Here is a 17237-nt window from a genome sequence, read left to right as displayed (position 1 = left end):
TCTGCATATCGTCTGGTCAACAGCCTGCCGGGAGGCGGGCCCTGACGCCCCCGGAGGCGCCGATGTCCCCCCTGAACGCGAGCGAGCCGAGCCCGGGCGCACCGGCGGCGAGCGGAGCGGCCACGGCCGACCCCGCGGTGAAGCAGGCGGTGCGCGAGCGCGTCCTCGCCCACCGGGACGCGCTGCTCGCACTCAGCCGCCGCATCCACGCCCACCCGGAGACCGCGTTCGAGGAGCACCGGGCCGCCGAGTGGTGCGCCGAACTGCTGCGCGCCCACGGCTACGCCGTCACGCCGGGTGCGCACGGCCTGCCCACCGCCTTCGACGCGCGCCTCGGCACCGGCCCGGTCACCGTCGCCGTGGTCTGCGAGTACGACGCGCTGCCCGGGCTCGGCCACGCCTGCGGCCACAACCTGATCGCCGCCGCCGGCCTCGGCGCCGCGCTCGGCCTCGCCCCCCACGCCGAACGGCTCGGGCTCACCGTGCGGGTGATCGGCGCACCGGCCGAGGAGCGCGGGGCGGGCAAGGCGCTGCTGCTGGACGCGGGCGCCTTCGACGGCGTGGACGCCGCGATGATGGTCCACCCCTGCCCGGTGGAGGTCGCCGACTTCCGCTCCTTCGCGCTCGGCACCCTCTCGGTCCGCTACACCGGCCGCGCCGCCCACCCGAGCCTCAACGCCCACGAGGGCCGCAACGCCGCCGACGCGCTCACCGTCGCCCAGGTCGCCCTCGGCCTGCTGCGCCAGCAACTGCCGCCGCACTGGCGGGTGCACGGCATCACCACGGCCGCCGGGACGGCACCCAACCTCATCCCGGACAGCGCCACCGCCGAGTACGAGATCCGCGCCTCGGCGGCCGAGGACCTCGCGGAGCTGCGCGCCCGGGTCGAGGACTGCTTCCGGGCCGGTGCGCTGGCGACCGGGTGCGAGGTCGAGCTGACCCGGCCCGAGCCGGACTACCTGGACTTCCGCAGCGACGCCGGACTGCTCGCCCTGTGGCGGGCCAACGCAGCGGCGGCGGGCCGCCCGGAGCCGGTCGTCAGCGGGCCGTTCGCCTGCACCGACATGGGCAACGTCTCGCACGCGGTGCCCGCCATCCACCCGGTGCTGGACATCACCGGCGGGGCGTGCGCACCGCACGAGGCGGCGTTCGCCGAGGCCGCCGTCTCCGCGCAGGCGGACCGGGCGATCGTGGAGGGCGCCGTCGCCATGGCGTGGACGGCGGCGGACTTCGCGGCGGCGCGGCGGTGACGGCCCCGGGCCGGCGGGCGGCGGACGACGGGTCCCGGGACCTGCCGTCCGCCGCCCGCCACCCGCGCGGCCGTCGGCCCCGCCCGCTACGGGACGAGGTGCACCGGGCCCGGCTCGGGCACCCGCTCGCCGAACACCGAGGGGGCGGCGCGCAGCGCCGTCACCCCGGCCTCGCGGACCAGCTCCCCCACCTCGCCCGGCCGGTCCGGATCGGCCAGCACCAGCGCCGCCCCGGTCCGCAGCGGCCACAGGAACTCCCACAGCGGCAGCCCCAGTTGCAGCACCCGGTCGCCCGCGCCCAGCCCGTACGCGGCCTGCAGCTCGCGCACCCGGCGGTCCACCTCGGCGTGCGTCGTCCACACTCCCGCCGGGCGTCCGCCCGGGCCGTACGCCCGGCAGAGCGGGTGCTGCGGGGTGAGGGCCCGCGGCGGGTCGGTGACCGCCCGGCCCGCCAGTTCCTCGACCGCCGGCCGTTCCGCGGCCGGCACCCCCTCCCCCAGCACGCAGACCGGCGCCGCGTCCGCCAGCAGCCAGGCCAGCCGCCCCGGCGCGTCGTCCGGGTCCAGCGGCAGGTACGCCGCCCCCGACTTGGCCACCGCCAGCAGCGCCGGCACGAGGTCGGCCGGGCGGGTGAGCGCGAGGCCGACGACCGTACCGGGGCGGGCGCCGCGGTCCGCCAGGCAGCGCGCCGTCCGGTTGGCGGCGGCGTTCAGCTCGCCGTAGCTCACCGCCGCCGCGCCGGCCGGCAGCAGCGCCGGGGCGTGCGGCGTCCGGGCGGCCTGCGCCTCGAAGGGGCCGATCGCCGTGGTGGCCGGCCACCGCCGGGCGCCGGCGGGCCGGGCCGCCCCCGTGCCGGGCTCCATCAGGACGCGCCGAGCAGCTCGGCCCAGGCCTCGACGGCCGGGCGCTCGGCCAGCTGCAGGAAGGCCACCTCGGCGCCCTCGGCCCGCCAGCGATCGGCCAGCGCCATCAGCCGCACCGAGTCCAGGCCCCAGTCCGCCAGGTTCTCGTCCAGCGGGATGTCCGCCGGGTCCTCGCCGAGCAGGTCGGCGACCTCGGCCCGGATCCGCTCCACGGTGAAGGCCATGCCCGTCACTTCCCTTCCAGTACGGCATCGGTGGCGGTGACCACGCCGCAGCGCCCGGCCACCCAGGTGAGCGCGGCGCGGTGCTCGTCCGCGCCGAAGTCGGCGACCGCGTCGGCCACCACGAAGGCCCGCACGTCGCGCATCCAGGCGTCGCAGGCGGTGGCCTGCACGCCGATGTGCGCGTACACGCCGGTGATCACCAGCTCGTCGCGGCCCTGCTCGCGCAGCAGCTCCTCCAGGTCGGTGCGGACGAAGGCGCTGTACTTCCACTTGGTGAGCAGCCGGTCGCCCCCGGCCGGGGCGACGGCGTCGGCGACGGCCGCCGCCCACGGGTCGTCCGGGATGCCCGGGCCCCAGAAGTCCTGCTGCAGGCCCCGCTGTTCGGGGGTCTGGCCGCCGGGCTGCGCCGAGTAGACGACCGGCACGCCGTGCTCGGCGGCCCAGGCGCGCAGCCGGTTGATGTTGGCGAACAGCTCGGTGACCGGCGGGGCCGTCGTGTCGAAGGCGTTCAGGAAGTGGTTCTGCAGGTCGTGCACCAGCAGCACGGCCCGGGACGGGTCGACCGTCCAGTCGACCCGGTTGGCCGGCAGGTCGGCGGCGGCGGGCATCAGGTAGGAGGGGATGCGGGGCAGGCCCACGGCGGTGGTTCCTTAGCTGTGTCTGGGTGTGGCGGGGTGCCAGGGGGTGACAGGAAGTGTCAGGGGGTGTCAGGGGGTGTCGGGCGCGATGAGGGTGGCGGCGATGGCCGCGCGGAGGTCCTTCTTGCTCACCTTGCCGATGCCGGTGGCCGGGAAGGCGTCGAGGAACTCGACCCGGTCCGGCACCTTGAAGTCGGCCAGCCCGCGCCCGCGCACGAAGCGCTTGAGCTCGACGGGCTTCGGCGGCCGCGCGCGGTGCTCCTCGCGCAGCACCACGTAGGCGCAGGTGCGCTCGCCGAGGTAGGGGTCGGGCATCGAGACCACGGCCGCGTCGTGCACGGCCGGGTGGGCCAGCAGGTGGTTCTCGATCTCCTCGGCGGCGACCTTCTCGCCGCCCCGGTTGATCTGGTCCTTGGCCCGGCCCTCGACCACCAGGTGGCCGGTCGCGGTGCGGCGGACCAGGTCGCCGGTGCGGTAGAAGCCGTCCGCGGTGAAGGAGGCGGCGTTGTGGCCGGGCGCGTTCCAGTAGCCGCGGATGGTGTACGGGCCGCGGGTGAGCAGGTGGCCGGTGGCGCCGTCGGGCAGGTCCTCGTCCCGGTCGTCGACCACCCGCACCTCGTCGTCCGGGGAGATCGGCCGGCCCTGGGTGGTCACGACGACCTCCTCCGGGTCGTCCAGCCGGGTGTAGTTGACCAGGCCCTCGGCCATCCCGAACACCTGCTGGAGGGCGCAGCCCAGCACCGGGCGCACCCTCCGGGCGGCCTCCTCGCTGAACTTGGCGCCGCCGACCAGCAGCACCTCCAGGCTCTCCAGCCCGGTGGGCCCGCCGGCCTCCCGGCGCCGCTCGGCGGCCTCCAGCCAGAGCAGCGCCAGCGGCGGCACCAGGCCGGTGATGGTCACGCCCTCGCGCTCGATCAGCGGGAACGCCGTCTCCGGACCGGGCTGGGGGCAGAGCACCACCCGGCCGCCCGCGTACAGGGTGCCGAGCGAACCCGGCGAGCTGAGCGGGAAGTTGTGCGCGGCGGGCAGCACCACGAGGTGGACGCTGCGCTCGTCCTGGCCGCAGAGCTCGACCGAGCCGCGCAGCGAGTAGATGTAGTCGTCGTGGGTGCGCGGGATCAGCTTCGGCACCCCGGTGCTGCCGCCGGACAGCTGGAGGAACGCGACGTCCCCCGGCTGCGGCCCGGGCCCCTCGGCGCCGGCCGGGTCCACCGGGACGGCGGCCAGCGGGGTGTGCTCGCCCGGGTCGCCGCCCGCTACCAGGACGTGCCGCAGCGACGGCGTCTCCGCCTTCACCCGGGCGGCGAGTTCGCGGTGGTCGAAGCCGCCCACGACGCCCGGGACGACGTAGCCGACGGCGCCGGTGAAGGAGCAGAAGTAGGAGATCTCGGTGTAGCGGTGCGCGGGCAGCGCGAAGACCGGCAGCGCGCCGATCCGGAACAGTCCGAAGACCACCTCGAAGAACTCGGCGGTGTTGGGCAGCTGCACCACCACGCGGTCGCCGCGGCCGATGCCGAGGGCGCGCAGCCCGGCGGCCATTCGGTCGGCCCGGCGGTCGAGTTCGGCGTACGTCCAGTGCCGGGTGGGGTCCTCGCCCTCGCCGCCGGACGGGTCGGTGATCGCGATCCGGTCCGGGTGGGCGGCGGCGCGCTCGCGCAGCATCGAGCCGAAGGTCTCACCGCGCCAGTGGCCGGCGGCCCGGTAGCGCTCGGCGAACTCCGCCGGGTAGGGCGTGAATCCGGCGAGCACCTGCTCCATCGGGTCGAGGTCGAGCGGATCGGTCACAGGGGCCCCCGGGGTGGTCGGATCGTTCACCGCGGCACTCCCGCGGCGTCCAGGAAGGTGCGGAACTTGGCGCTGGTCTCGGCGAGTTCGGCCTCCGGCCGGGACTCCGCGACCACTCCGGCGCCGGCGAACACCCGCAGGGTCCGTTCGTCGGCCTCGGCGCAGCGCAGGGTGACCACCCACTCGCCGTCGCCGTCCGCGTCGCCCCAGCCGACCATGCCGGCGTACAGGCCCCGGTCGAAGGGCTCGATCTCGCGTATCGCCTCGCGGGCGAGCGGCGTCGGGCTGCCGCAGACCGCCGGGGTGGGGTGCAGCGCGACGGCCAGTTCCAGGGCGGAGACCGCCGGGTCGGCCAGTTCGGCGGTGATGGTGGTGGCCAGGTGCCACATCGCGGCGGTGCGCACCAGGGTGGGCCGCTCCGGCACGTCCAGGGTGCGGCAGTGGGGGGCGAGCGCGGCGCGGATGGCGTCCACCACGAAGGCGTGCTCGTGCAGGTCCTTGGGGGACTCCAGGAGTGCGGCGGCGCGCCGGACGTCCTCGCCGAGGTCGGCGCTGCGCGGCACCGAGCCGGCCAGCGGGTTGGCGGTGACGGCGGTGCCGCGGCGCGAGAGCAGCAGTTCGGGGCTGGCGCCGATCAGGGTGCGGCCGCCGCCGGCCGGGACGCCGAAGGTGTAGCCGCCGGGGTCGCGGCGGGCGAGGCGCTGGAGGATCGCGGGCAGGTCGAGCGGGCGGTCGGCGTGCAGTTCCAGGGTGCGGGCGAGCACGACCTTGCTCAACTCGCCGCCCCGGAGCCGGTGCACGGCCTCGGCTACCCCGGCACCGTACGCCTCGGGGACGGGCACCGGGCGGACGGTCCAGTCGATCCGGTCGGCGGCCGGGGCGGGCAGCGCGATCAGCGGGTCGTCGCGCAGCGCCCCGCAGCTGCGCAGCCGGGCGGGGACGGCGAGTTCGGCGCGGCTGTCGTGGTCGAACGCCACCGCGCCCACCACCAGCGGGTGTTCGACGCCGTCGCGGCGGGCCCGGTCGAGGGTGCCGGCGACCCGCTCCGCCAGCGGGCGCCCGTCCTGGGGGACCCGGGCGTGCACGCCCTCGGCGAGCAGCGTGCGGGTCGGGGAGGCGAAGAACGCCTCGTCGGGCGCGGCCCGGTACTGGCCCAGCAGCCCGCTGGCCGCGCCGATGACGGTGTGGTCCGTCCCGGCGGGGGCGTGGTGCACCGTGGTCACCTGGATTCTCCCAGTCTGCGAGTGGTCGCCGGGCCTCGCTCGTCGCGGCGGCCGGCGGGTGGTGTGGTCCGGGGGCACGCTCCCCGGTGGGGGTGCGGTCCCGGGTGGGGGGTGCGGTCCCGGCTGGTCCGGGTGGGCGGCGGGTCCGGGCGCTGCTCGTCCCGGCCGTGCGGCCCGCGCGGTGGTCCGGGTGCCCGGACTGCCGGGGTGTCAGGCGCGCAGCGTGGCGCCGCCGTCCACGTAGAGGTCGTGCATGGTGATGTGGCGGGCCCGGTCGGAGACCAGGAAGGCCACCGCCTCGGCGATGTCGGCGGGTTGGGCGATCCGGCCGAGCGGGATGCCGACCCGGTAGCCGGCGAGGTCGCCGTCGATGACGCGCCGTTCGGCGGCCTCGGCGTCGTCCTCCCAGAGCGCGCGCTGCATCGCGGTGTCGGTGGAGCCGGGCGAGACGATGTTGCAGCGCACCCCGGAGCGGCCGAGTTCCAGGCCGAGACAGCGGGTGAACATGGTGGCCGCCGCCTTGGAGGCCGCGTAGGCGGCCATCCCGGTGCGCGGCACACCGGCGGCGTTGGAGCCGACGGTGACGATGGCGCCGTGGCCGCGTCCGGCCATCCGCCGTCCGACCGCGCGGGAGGTGTGGAAGACCCCGGTGGTGTTGACGGCGAAGGTGTCGGCCCAGTCCTGGTCGCTGAGTTCGACCACCGGCGCGGTGCGCAGTATTCCGGCGACGTTCACCAGGATGCCGACCGGGCCGAGTTGATCCTCGACCAGGGCGACGGTGGACTCGACGGCGGCCGCGTCGGTGACGTCCAGCGGGTAGGGGTGGACGGGACCGCCCGCGGGCTGACCGGCCGCCAGCTCGTCCGCGAGCGCGGCGAGCGGAGCGGGGTTGCGGTCGGCCGCGGCGACCACGGCGCCGGCGGCGACGAGCGCGCGCGTCACGGCCGCGCCGATGCCCTGTCCGGCGCCGGTGACGATCGCGACGGCGCCGGCGAGTTCGGACTGCTGCACAGGAAATTCCCCTCCGACCAGCGACATTAGGCAAGGCTAACCTAACACAATTGTTCGGGGCCGCCGAGAGGTCGTGCGAGGTCGGACGGCCCCTGCGGGGTCGTCAACTGCTCCCGGCCACCCGGACGGAGCGGCGGGCGGGGGCCGGACCGGGCGCCGCCCACGAAGCTGGACGCAACGTTGCGTCCAGTGTTACGGTCGCGGCGTCGAATCGAGACGCAACGTTGCGTCCATTTTCTGCGACCTCCCTCCGCCCGAGGAGCACCCATGCCCTCCGCCCCGCCCCGGCGCCCCCGCGGCCCGCTGGCCCCGGCCGCCGTCGCCCTCGCCTTCTGGGTCACCATGGCCGGCACCACCGTCCCGACCCCGCTCTACCCGCTCTACCAGCACGCCTTCGGCTTCTCGACGTTCACCGTCACGGTGGTCTTCGCCCTCTACGCGCTCGGCGTCGTCGCCGGACTGCTCGCCCTCGGCGGGCTCTCCGACCGGATCGGCCGCCGGCCCGTGCTGCTGACGGCCCTCCTGCTCGCCGCGGCCGCCGCCGGGCTCTTCGAGGCCGCCGACTCGCTGCCCTGGCTGCTCGCCGCCCGGGTGCTGTCCGGCTTCGGCGCCGCCCTGGTCACCGGCGCCGCCACCGCCGCCCTGCTCGACCTCGCCCCGCCGGAGCGCCGGCTGCGCGCCCAGACCCTGGCGCTCGCCGCCAACATGGGCGGCCTCGCCGGCGGCACCCTGTTCGCCGGGATCCTCGCCGAGTGGGCCGGCTCGCCGCTGCGGCTGCCCTGGACGGTGACCCTCGTCCTCACCGCCGCCGCCGCGCTCGGGTTGCTCGCCGTCCCCGAGACGGTGCCCGCCGAGGTGCGGGCCGCCTCCCGGTTCCGGCTGCGCCTCCAGCCGCTGCACGTCCCGCCCGCGATCCGGCCCGCCTTCCTGCGCGCCGCGCTCGCCGGGGGCGCCGGATTCGCCGTCACCGGCGTGCTGACGGCGGTCAGCGGGCTGTTCCTGGCCACCGTGCTCGATCTGCACCACCACGCGCTGACCGGACTCGTGGTCGCCCTGGCGTTCCTGTCCATCGCCGTCGGGCAGCTCCTGGCCCGGGTGCTGCCGCCGGCCCGCGCGCTCCCGTCGGCCTGCGCCGGGCTGGTGCTGGCCGCCGCGCTCGTCGCCGGGGCACTGATCGGCGGGACACTGCCGCCGCTGCTGCTCGGCGCCTGCGTCAACGGCCTCGCCACCGGCACGGCCATCGGCACCGGACTGGGCGCCATCAACGGCGGGGTGGCCCCGCAGCAGCGCGGCGAGACCGTCTCCGCCTTCTTCGCGATCCTGTTCACCATGCTCTCGCTGCCGGTGATCGGCGTCGGCGTGCTGGTGCGGGCGACCGGCCTGCGCACCGGCGGGGTCGTCTTCAGCACCGCGATCGCGCTACTGGCGCTGGTGATCGCGGCCGGGCTGGTCCGGCGCCCGCGCGCGGCGGACCGGGTGCCGGCCGTGCGTCCCGAGGAGGCGTGAGAGGATGGCCGCGACCATCGCCACCGGCCCGCCGCCGCACCCGGACAAGGACCAGCAGACCATCACCGCCCAGCCCCGCCCCGCCACCGCAGGCCGCGCCGTCGGCGGCCGTGCGAGCGCCGCCGCGCGGGCGCAGGCCGCCGCACCGGCGGAGGACGCCACGGCGCCGGGCCCGGCGAGCGGCAGGGCCAAGGGCGCGGGCGCCACCGGCGGCAGCGGACGGCGCAGCGAGGCCGCGCGCCTGGCGGTGCTGAACGCCGCCGACGACCTCCTGGTGGAGGTGGGCTTCGAGGGCCTCACCATCGAGGGCATCGCCGCCGCCGCCGGGGTCGCCAAGCAGACCATCTACCGGTGGTGGAAGTCCAAGGTCGACATCCTCTTCGACAACCTCGTCCTGGACGCCGGCACCGCCCTGGCCTGGCCCGCCGGAACGGCCTCCGGGACGCCCTCCGACCCGGCCGACCTGCGCGCCTACCTCCACCGGTTCGCGGCCTTCCTCGGCACCGAACCGGCCGGCCAGGTCCTCCAGGCGCTCCTCGGCCACGCCCAACTGGACGCCCGTACCGCGGAGTTGCTGCACGGCGGGTTCCTGGACGAACTGCGCGCCCGGGACGTCGCGCACACCCGCGCCTGCCTGGGGCTGACGGCGGACGAGAACGGCACCGACGAGGCCGCCGTACTGCTGGACGCCCTGCTCGCCCCGCTCTACCACCGCGCCCTGGTGCTGCGCCGCCCGCTGGACGCCGCGTTCGTCGACGCGCTGCTCGACCAGCACCTGCCGCGCTGACGCCACGCCCTGTCCTGCCTTTCCCTTCCTTCCCCTTCCCCTTCCCTTCCCGACCGCGCCGCCTCCCTCCGGCCCGTGTTCACCTCCGGGCCGCGCCGTCGGCGCCACCCACCCCAGCCAGGAGTCACCGTGTTCCGCCGCCCCCGGCCGACCTTCGACGTGCGCGTCGTCGCCGTCAGCCCGCTCACCCCCGCCCTCGTCCGGCTCACCTTCGCCGGGCCCACCCTGGACGCCCTCGCCGTCGAACACCCCACCCAGTGGGTCAAGTTGGGCCTTCCCGAGGGCCACTCCCGGGCCTACACCATCCGCCATCACCGCCCCGCCGACCGCGAGGTGGACATCGACGTCGTGCTGCACGGCAACGGCCCGCTCTCGCGCTGGGCCGAGATCGCCCGCCCCGGCGATCCGGCCCGGCTGGCCGGACCGCGCGGCCGGCAGCCCTCCTTCGAGGACGCCGGACACGCGCTGCTCGGCGCCGACGAGAGCGCCCTGCCCGCCGCGCTCACCATCCTCGACGAACTGCCGCCGGGCGTCCCGGCCTCGCTGTTCGTCGAGGTCGGGGAGGCCTCCGGAGCCGCTCTGCCGCTGCCGGACCGGGCCGGGCTGACCGTCCGGTGGCTCACCCGCGACCCCGGCCTGCCGAAGGGCCGCACGCTGGCCGACGCCCTGCTCGCCACCGACGTTCCGGCGGACACCACGGCCTGGCTGGCGGGCGAGGCGAACGCCGTGGCCGCCGTCCGCCGCCATCTGCTCACCGACTGGGCGCTCCCGCGCGAACGCGTCCACAGCAAGGGCTACTGGAAGTACGGCGAGGCCGACCACAAGGACTGACGGGGCGTCACTTCCCTTGGCATCGGCTGCGGGCGGCCGTGACGGCCGCCGTGTACGGGGTGGTGGTCAGGTCCTCCCCGGAGATCCCGAGCCCGGCCAGCACGGCGCGGACGGCGGCGAGCGCGGCGGGCAGCTCGCGCGCGTCCGCCGCGCCCGTCTCCACCTCCAGGAACACCCCGTCGAGCTCCGTCACCCGCACCAGCGTGGCGAGCATCCGGCGGCCCCGGTGCTCGAACGCGTAGGTCCGGCACCGCTTCTCGAAGGCGAGGACGGGCCGGTGGCCGAGGCCGCGCACGATCGCGTGCGCGGCCCCGCCGTCGGCCACCCGCGTCTCGTGCTCCGGCTTGGACCCGGACGCCTCGTCCACCCGGGCGTCCTTGAAGGTCAGCAGGACCGCCCGGGAGCCGTCCTCGGCGGTCACCTCGCGGATCCGCAACTCGCGGTCGGCGGCGTCGAGTTGAGCGTCGGGCGTGTCGTAGTAGGTGTCCCGGTACACCTCGGCGCGGCCCGGCCCGTGGGCGCCCTCCAGCCGGCGCAGCAGCGCGTCCGGGTCGCGCACCACCGCCTTCAGCTCCGCCTCGATCACCGCCCGCCCCCGGCCCGCGCCGCCAGCCGGTGGGGGCCCAGGAAGTACGACAGCGCCGTCAGCGAGGCGCCCTCGGCCACCTCGCCCGCCGCCAGCAGCCGCACCACCTCGTCCTCGGCCAGCCACTCCACCCGGCTCGCCTCCGCCCGGTCCGCCGGCTCGCCGGTCCAGCTCGCCCCGGCGGCGTGGAAGGAGTGGAAGTGCATGGTCGAGATGCCGGCCATCGCGTCGAACTCCGTCAGCGGCGCGAGCCGCCCCGGCCGCCAGCCGGTCTCCTCCTCGACCTCGCGGGCGGCGGCCGCCACCGGCTCCTCCCCCGGCTCCACCCACCCGGCGGGCAGCTCCCACCCCCAGCGGCCGGTGATGAACCGGTGGCGGTACAGCAGCAGGAAGCGGCCGTCCGGGTCCGTCACCACGGTGTTGGCGCACTCCTTCGGCATCCGCAGCACATGGTGGTCGACCCGGCCGGTGCCGGGGATGTCCACGTCGTCCAGCCAGAGCTCCACCCACGGCGACCCGTACACCTGCCGCCGCCCGTGCACCGCCCACTGCGTCACTGTCCCTGCCCTCCGCACGCCGATCGTCCGACGCCCGACCCTCTCACGCCTCCGCGCCCCGGGGGCGGTGCGGGGCCGGGAACCCGGACCGTCCCCGGGGCGCGGAGGCGTACCGGACGGGGCGCCCCGCCGACGCACGCGAAGCCACCACAACCCCAGGGCGAGCCGACCGGGACCGGGGACCAGGACCGCGCCCGGGCCGCCCGCGGCAGCGGCGAAGCCGCCACGGCCTCAGTGCGAGGCGGCGGGGGCGGGGGTCCGGGCCGGGCCCGGGGCGGACGCGGCGCCGGGGCGGGAGGGCGTACCGGCCGGGGAGGCACCGGCGCCGGCGGTGGAGGCGCCCGGGACGGGGGCGAGGCCGGTGCAGCCGCGCAGGCCGTCGCGGCGCTTGACGGCGGCGGTGGCGGCGGCGCCGGACTGCGGCATCGGCACGCCCCGGTCGTCGATGGTCGCCGGGGCGAACGCCTCCCCGAGCACCTTGCCGGCCGGGCTGACGGTCAGCGTGGTGACCCCGGTCTCGTTGGAGTTGGCGTAGTTGGAGGTGCCGTACCAGAGGAAGTTGCCGAAGCCGTACCCGATGTAGGTGTCCCCGATCATGCCGGAGCCGACCATGGTGTGCGCGTGCGTGCCGACCACGGCGGTCGCGCCCGCGGTGGCGAGCTTCTTGGCGACGGCGGTCTGCGCGGCGGTGGGGCACGCCTTGCCCTCGTCGCCCCAGTGCAGGTAGACGAGCACCACCGGCGCCTGCCGCTTGGCCTCCCCGACCGCCCTGAGCAGCGCCGCGGTGTCCAGCGCGGAGGCGATGCCGGGCTTGTTCGCGCCGGCCCGCCACTTCTGGTTGGTGAGGTCCTCCACCTGGCTGGCCGCGACCACCGCGACCTTCACCCCGCGCACGGTGGTGACGTACGGGGCGTACGCCTCCTCGGAGTTGCGGCCGAGGCCGACGATCGGGACGGGCGAGGAGTCCTTCGCGGCCAGGGTGTCGGCGAGGCCGTCGGCACCGAAGTCGACGGCGTGGTTGTTGGCGAGCGAGACGACGTCGACGCCGGAGTCCTTCAGCGCGGTGAGCGCCTTGGGCGAGGTGCGGAAGGTGTAGGTCTTCGGCTCGGGGGCGCCGCGCCCGGTGATCGCGGTCTCCAGGTTGAGCACCGCCAGGTCGGCGGCGGAGAGGGTCTTGGCGATCGGGCCGAGCGCCGTCTCGGGCGGCTGCACGGCGAGCCGGGCCTCGGCGCGGCCCTCGAAGTGGACGTCCCCGGCGAACGCCACCGTGATGCTGCCGTCGGGACGGGGCGCCGCGCCGTCGCCCGAGGCCTGGTCGCCGGAGGCGGCGGAGCCGTCGGAGGGGCCGCCGGAGGGGCCGGGCGAGGCCTTGGCGGCCGCGTCGGCGGCGGCCTTCGCGGACTCGGCCGCCTTGACGGCGGACGGATCGGGGTCGTCCGGTCCGCAGGCGGCGACGGATATCAGGCCGAGCAGCAGTGCGACGGCGGCCGCGCCACGGCGCATGTGTCTTCCCCCAAGGTCGGTCCAGGAGCGGTCAGCCTACGTCACTCCCCCCCGCCCTCTCCGCCCTCCCTCCACAACCGGCACCGGCCCGTCGCCGCGTGTTCGGCCACCCCGCCGGACCCGGGCCCCACCGCCGGTCCCACCGGTCCCACCGGGCCCGTCCGTCCCAACCCGCCGCCCCTCCTGGCCGTCCCGTCCCTGGCGCGGGCGCCCGGATCGCGCGCAGCGTGGAAGCGTGGAGGCCCCGCGAGGGCACCGGGGCCGTGACGGCAGGCGGGTGGTGTGGGTCATGGCCGGCAACGGAACCACGAGCACCGGAACCCCGGGCACCGGGACCCCGGGCACCGGGCGGCGGATCGTGGTCGGGATCGACGGCTCGGCGCCCTCGAAGGCGGCGCTGCGCTGGGCGGTCGGGCAGGCGGTGCTGACCGGGGCGACGGTGCACGCGGTGGCCGCGTGGGAGTACCCGTCGCTGTACGGCTGGTTCGCGCCGATGGTGGACGACGGCTTCGAGCAGTCCGCGCGCCGGACGCTGACCGCCGAGGTGGACGAGGTGATCGGCCCGCAGCGGCCGGTGCCGGTCGAGGAGAGCGTGCTGCCGGGGCACGCGGCCGAGGTGCTGCTGGAGGCGGCCGAGGGCGCCGACCTGCTGGTGCTCGGCAGCCGGGGCCGCGGGACCTTCGCCCGGACCCTGCTGGGCTCGGTGAGCGCGCGCTGCGCCGTGCACGGGTCCTGCCCGGTGGTGATCGTCCGCGCGGACGGCGCCACCGCCCCGCCCGCACCGCTCGCGGCGGCGGGCGGGGCCGGGGCGGCGGCCGTCCGCACCAAGGACTGGCAGCTGAGCCTGCACGTGGTCGAGGACGGCGACACCACCCGGGTGCACGCGGTGCTCGACGCCGACGGCACCGTGCTGCACAGCGACGCGCTCGCCCGCCGCAATCCGCACGACGCCCCGGCCGCCGCGGTGGGCGACGACTTCGCGGTCGGCCGGGCCCTGGTCGACCTCGGCCACCAGTTGCTCCGCGCGGGCATCCACGGCGCCACGGGGCCCGCCGAGGAGTGACATGCTGACCATCGAAGGACAAGATGACGATCGACGACCGGCGGTCGATGCCCGGCGGCTGACAGCCGACAGGTGACAGCCGCCCGCTGACGGACTCCAGACGACGGACACCAGATGACAGATGCTGTCAGCCCGGCCCCGGGCGCCCGCCCCGCCCCGGCCCCCGACTTCACCCCCGACCAGCGCGCCCGCGGCCGGGCGCTGCGCCGCGCCCAGCTCCCGTGGGCGCTCGGCGGCCGGCTCACCGGCCTGGCGCTGACCCTGGCACTCGGCCTGACACCCGCCGGCGCCGGGCTGGTGTCGGCCGCGGGCGGCCGGTTCGGCGGCTCGCGGACGGCGGAGGTGCTCGCCGGGGCCGCCGCGCTGGTGCTGCTCGGGCAGCTGGCGCAGCTGCCCTTCGGGGCGGGCGCCCGCTCGGTGCGGGCGCGGTTCGGTCTGGTCACCCAGGGCTGGGCGGGCTGGGCGCTGGACGCCCTGCGCGGGCTGGCGCTGACGCTGGGCCTCGTCCTGCCGCTCGCCTTCGGCCTGTACGCGCTCACCGACCGCTCGCCGCAGGACTGGTGGCTGCCGGCGGCGGGCGCGGCCGCACTGCTGACCGCCGCCCTGTCCTTCCTCCACCCGCTGCTGGTCGAGCCGGTGTTCAACCGCTTCACGCCGATGGAGCCGGGCCCGCTGCGCGAGGCGCTGCTGGGCCTGGCCGAGCGGGACGGCGTGCGGGTGCGCGACGTCCTGGTGGCGGACGCCTCGCGCCGCACGACGGCGCTGAACGCGTACGTGTCGGGCCTGGGCGCGACGCGGCGGATCGTCGCGTACGACACGCTGCTGTCGACGGCCGATCCGCGGGAGGTGGAGCTGGTGGTGGCGCACGAGCTGGGGCACGTCAAGCACCGGGACGTGCTGACCGGCACGGTGCTGGGCGCGGTGGGCGCGGCCGTCGTGGTGGCGCTGCTGGGCCTGCTCGCGGGCCGGGACGCGCTGCTGTCGGCGGCGGGCGCGACGAACGCCGCCGACCCGCGGTCGATGGCGCTGCTCGCGGCGGGGGCCGCGCTGCTGGGCGCGCTGTCCGGCCCGGTGCAGTGCGCGGTGAGCCGCCTGGTGGAGACCCGCGCGGACCGGCACGCCCTCGAACTGACCGGGGACGCCGAGCAGTTCATCGCGATGCAGCGCAGGCTGGCACTGACCAACGTGTCCGACGTCGACCCGCCCCGGTGGCTTGAGCTACTGTTCGCCACTCACCCGAGCGCCACCCGCCGGATCGCGGCCGCGCGCGCCTGGCGGGCCCGGCACCCCTCCGCGCCCGAGGTCGTTGTATAGTGCAACAAAAGTCCGGGACCCCGAGGAGGTAGGTCAGCGTGCCCGACCGCGAGACGTCGATCGCCACCATCCAGCGCGAGCTGACCGCCTTCGCCCGCCGCGCCCGCCACAAGGCGTCCCAGCTGCACCCGGACCTCTCGCTGGTCACCTACAGCATCCTGGACCTCATCACCGAGCGCGGCGGCTGCCGGGCGGCCGACGTCGCCGCGCACTTCATGCTCGACAAGTCCACGGTGAGCCGCCAGGTCACCGCCCTGGAGAAGCTCGGGCTGCTGCGCCGCGAGACCGACCCGGAGGACCAGCGCGGGCAGATCCTGCTCGCCACCGACGCCGGGCTGACCCTGCTGCGGGTGGCCAACGAACAGCGGCGGCTCTCCTTCACCGCCCGCTTCACCGACTGGGCGGACGAGGACGTCGCCCGGTTCGCCGACTACCTGGCCCGCTACGGCGCCGAGGGCTGAGCACCCGGCCCGCCCGCACGCCCGGCGGCCCGTACGCCCCGCACGCCCCTCGCGCCCGCACGCCCGGCGGCCCGTACCGTCCGCCCGCCCCGGGGTGCGGCGGACCGCCCGGACGGTGTACAGAGGAGAGGTGCCACCTCGGCAGCCTCCCCGCGTGCGGCACCCCCGCCCGCGCCACCCCGACGAGCGGCGTTCCCCCGATCGCCGTCGTTCCCGGCGGCCCGGCCGCGGGGCGCTGACGGCCGTCCCGCTCGCGCTGATCGTGCTGATCACGGTGGTCGACGTGCTCGCCCCGCCGGACATCCACCTGGGCCCGCTGCTGATCGTCGCCCCCGCCCTCACCGCCTCCGTCGCCGGCACCCGCGCCACCGCCGCCGTCGCCGTGCTGGCGATCGCCGCCCTGACCGTCATCGGCATCCTGCGCGACGGCGTCACCACCGCCAACCACGAGACCCAGCTCGGCGCCCTGCTCGCCGTCTCCGCCCTCATCGTCGCCCTGCGCGCACTGCGCGACCGCCACGAGCGTGAACTCGCCCAGGTCCGCTCCGTCTCCGAGGCGGCGCAGCGCGTCCTGCTACGCCCGCTGCCCGACCGGATCGGCCCGCTGCACCTCGCCTCCGTCTACCTGGCCGCCGAGGCCGAGGCCCAGGTCGGCGGCGACCTCTACGCGGCGGCCCGCACCACCGCCGGCACCCGGCTGCTGGTCGGCGACGTCCGCGGCAAGGGCCTGTCCTCGCTCGGCGACGCCGCGCTGCTGCTGGGCGCGTTCCGGGCCGCCGCGCACCTGCACGCCGACCTGCCCGGCCTGGTCGGCTACCTCGACGGCAGCATCGCCTGGGACCTCGCCCAGTTCGCCGAGCAGCAGCGCGCCGAGCGGCTGTACCTCCAGGAGCAACCGCAGCTCCAGCTCCCGGCACTGCTCCGGCAGGTCCCGCGCCCTCCGCCGCTCGGCGGGGCTCCGGCCGCGCCCGACGCCGACGACAGCGGCGAGTCCTTCATCACCGCCCTCGTCCTGGACATCCCGGACGACGAGGCGGTGGTCCGGCTGGTCGACTGCGGTCACCCGCCGCCGCTGCTGCTGCACGGGGAGCGGGTCACCGCCCTGGAGCCCGCCCGCACCGCTCCCCCGCTCGGCCTCGGCGAGCTGGCCCCGGGGCCGTACGCGGTGGAGGAGTTCCCGTTCCTGCCCGGCGACCGGCTGCTGATCTACACCGACGGCGTGATCGAGGCCCGCGACGCCGGGCGGCGGTTCTACCCGCTGCCCGCGCGGGTCGCCGAACGGGCCGCCGCGCACGCCGCCGAGTGCCCGGCGGCCCTGCTGCACCACCTGCGCGGCGATCTGCTGGCGCACGTCGGCGGGCGGCTGGACGACGACGCCGCCATGGTCGTGGTCGAACGCCTCGGCCCGGGCCCTCCGGCGGGAGCCCCTCCGTCCCGGAGCGGGTGACGGTGACGAAGGGGGGCCGTCGGCGTGTGCCGACGGCCCCCTTCGTGCTGCTCGCGGGTGCTGTCGAGGCGACGCCCGGACGGCGTGGCCGTCCGGGCGTCGCCTCGCTGTGGTGCGGTTGGCGCTCCTGTCGCTGCGCCTCGGATGGTGGGGTGACCTCGGCGGGACGCCGGTCACCCGGTCGGGTC

At 76.7% G+C, this 17237-nt stretch carries 17 protein-coding genes; 8 read left to right on the top strand and 9 right to left on the bottom strand.

Features of this window, described 5'->3' with window-relative positions:
- Positions 1-62 precede the first annotated feature (62 nt).
- The gene (locus tag ACF1AK_RS12250; RefSeq protein WP_391498716.1) at positions 63-1250 is read left to right on the top strand and encodes an amidohydrolase; all 1188 of its coding nucleotides are present in this window, start codon (positions 63-65) and stop codon (positions 1248-1250) included.
- A gap of 86 nt (positions 1251-1336) precedes the next feature.
- Here the strand turns inward: ACF1AK_RS12250 and ACF1AK_RS12245 are convergent, their stop codons facing one another.
- From ACF1AK_RS12245 to ACF1AK_RS12220, 6 genes are all read right to left on the bottom strand, one after another.
- On the bottom strand, positions 1337-2113 hold the full coding sequence (locus ACF1AK_RS12245; RefSeq protein WP_391498715.1) for an AMP-binding protein: 777 nt from the start codon (positions 2111-2113) through the stop codon (positions 1337-1339).
- Positions 2113-2337 carry a phosphopantetheine-binding protein gene (locus tag ACF1AK_RS12240; protein ID WP_391498714.1) on the bottom strand — a complete coding sequence of 75 codons (225 nt, stop codon included), beginning with the start codon at positions 2335-2337 and terminating at the stop codon, positions 2113-2115. Before ACF1AK_RS12240 ends, ACF1AK_RS12245 begins: the two co-directional genes overlap by 1 nt.
- A gap of 5 nt (positions 2338-2342) precedes the next feature.
- Positions 2343-2975: an isochorismatase family protein gene (locus ACF1AK_RS12235; RefSeq protein ID WP_391498713.1), complete on the bottom strand. Its 633-nt coding sequence runs from the start codon at positions 2973-2975 to the stop codon at positions 2343-2345.
- 69 nt (positions 2976-3044) lie between these two features.
- Complete coding sequence (locus tag ACF1AK_RS12230) at positions 3045-4733, bottom strand: (2,3-dihydroxybenzoyl)adenylate synthase (protein WP_391499050.1); 1689 nt, start codon at positions 4731-4733, stop codon at positions 3045-3047.
- Between the two features lie 53 nt (positions 4734-4786).
- A complete protein-coding gene (dhbC, locus tag ACF1AK_RS12225; protein ID WP_391499049.1) occupies positions 4787-5989 on the bottom strand; it encodes an isochorismate synthase DhbC in 1203 nt (400 codons plus the stop codon).
- A gap of 204 nt (positions 5990-6193) precedes the next feature.
- Positions 6194-7021, bottom strand: coding sequence for a 2,3-dihydro-2,3-dihydroxybenzoate dehydrogenase (locus ACF1AK_RS12220; RefSeq protein ID WP_391498712.1), 828 nt, complete (start codon positions 7019-7021; stop codon positions 6194-6196).
- A gap of 240 nt (positions 7022-7261) precedes the next feature.
- Between ACF1AK_RS12220 and ACF1AK_RS12215 the strand changes: the two genes are divergently transcribed.
- From ACF1AK_RS12215 to ACF1AK_RS12205, 3 genes are all read left to right on the top strand, one after another.
- Positions 7262-8500, top strand: a complete 1239-nt coding sequence (locus tag ACF1AK_RS12215) for an MFS transporter (RefSeq protein WP_391498711.1) — start codon at positions 7262-7264, stop codon at positions 8498-8500.
- 4 nt (positions 8501-8504) lie between these two features.
- Positions 8505-9287: a TetR/AcrR family transcriptional regulator gene (locus tag ACF1AK_RS12210; protein ID WP_391498710.1), complete on the top strand. Its 783-nt coding sequence runs from the start codon at positions 8505-8507 to the stop codon at positions 9285-9287.
- Positions 9288-9416: 129 nt separating this feature from the next.
- On the top strand, positions 9417-10118 hold the full coding sequence (locus tag ACF1AK_RS12205; protein ID WP_391498709.1) for a siderophore-interacting protein: 702 nt from the start codon (positions 9417-9419) through the stop codon (positions 10116-10118).
- 7 nt (positions 10119-10125) lie between these two features.
- Here the strand turns inward: ACF1AK_RS12205 and cyaB are convergent, their stop codons facing one another.
- The 3 genes from cyaB to ACF1AK_RS12190 all read right to left on the bottom strand — a co-directional run bounded on the left by cyaB (position 10126) and on the right by ACF1AK_RS12190 (position 12764).
- The gene (gene cyaB / locus ACF1AK_RS12200; protein WP_391498708.1) at positions 10126-10704 is read right to left on the bottom strand and encodes a class IV adenylate cyclase; all 579 of its coding nucleotides are present in this window, start codon (positions 10702-10704) and stop codon (positions 10126-10128) included.
- Complete coding sequence (locus ACF1AK_RS12195) at positions 10701-11261, bottom strand: NUDIX domain-containing protein (RefSeq protein ID WP_391498707.1); 561 nt, start codon at positions 11259-11261, stop codon at positions 10701-10703. Before ACF1AK_RS12195 ends, cyaB begins: the two co-directional genes overlap by 4 nt.
- A 231-nt stretch (positions 11262-11492) precedes the next feature.
- Positions 11493-12764: a CapA family protein gene (locus tag ACF1AK_RS12190; RefSeq protein ID WP_391498706.1), complete on the bottom strand. Its 1272-nt coding sequence runs from the start codon at positions 12762-12764 to the stop codon at positions 11493-11495.
- Between the two features lie 289 nt (positions 12765-13053).
- On the opposite strand from ACF1AK_RS12190, the gene ACF1AK_RS12185 reads away from it, so the two are divergent.
- The 4 genes from ACF1AK_RS12185 to ACF1AK_RS12170 all read left to right on the top strand — a co-directional run bounded on the left by ACF1AK_RS12185 (position 13054) and on the right by ACF1AK_RS12170 (position 17049).
- Positions 13054-13827 (top strand): universal stress protein, encoded by a 774-nt coding sequence (locus ACF1AK_RS12185; RefSeq protein ID WP_391498705.1) that lies wholly within the window; start codon positions 13054-13056, stop codon positions 13825-13827.
- A 114-nt stretch (positions 13828-13941) separates the two neighbouring features.
- Positions 13942-15141 carry a M48 family metalloprotease gene (locus ACF1AK_RS12180; RefSeq protein WP_391498704.1) on the top strand — a complete coding sequence of 400 codons (1200 nt, stop codon included), beginning with the start codon at positions 13942-13944 and terminating at the stop codon, positions 15139-15141.
- Positions 15142-15179: 38 nt separating this feature from the next.
- A complete protein-coding gene (locus tag ACF1AK_RS12175) occupies positions 15180-15602 on the top strand; it encodes a MarR family winged helix-turn-helix transcriptional regulator (protein ID WP_380292969.1) in 423 nt (140 codons plus the stop codon).
- A gap of 154 nt (positions 15603-15756) precedes the next feature.
- A complete protein-coding gene (locus ACF1AK_RS12170) occupies positions 15757-17049 on the top strand; it encodes a PP2C family protein-serine/threonine phosphatase (protein ID WP_391498703.1) in 1293 nt (430 codons plus the stop codon).
- Positions 17050-17237 lie beyond the last annotated feature (188 nt).

The organism is Kitasatospora sp. NPDC015120 (assembly GCF_043080305.1).
In the GTDB taxonomy this organism is placed as follows: Bacteria; Actinomycetota; Actinomycetes; order Streptomycetales; family Streptomycetaceae; genus Kitasatospora.
The sequence above is the reverse complement of the archived record's forward strand: the minus strand, read 5'-3'. Positions and strand labels throughout refer to the sequence as shown.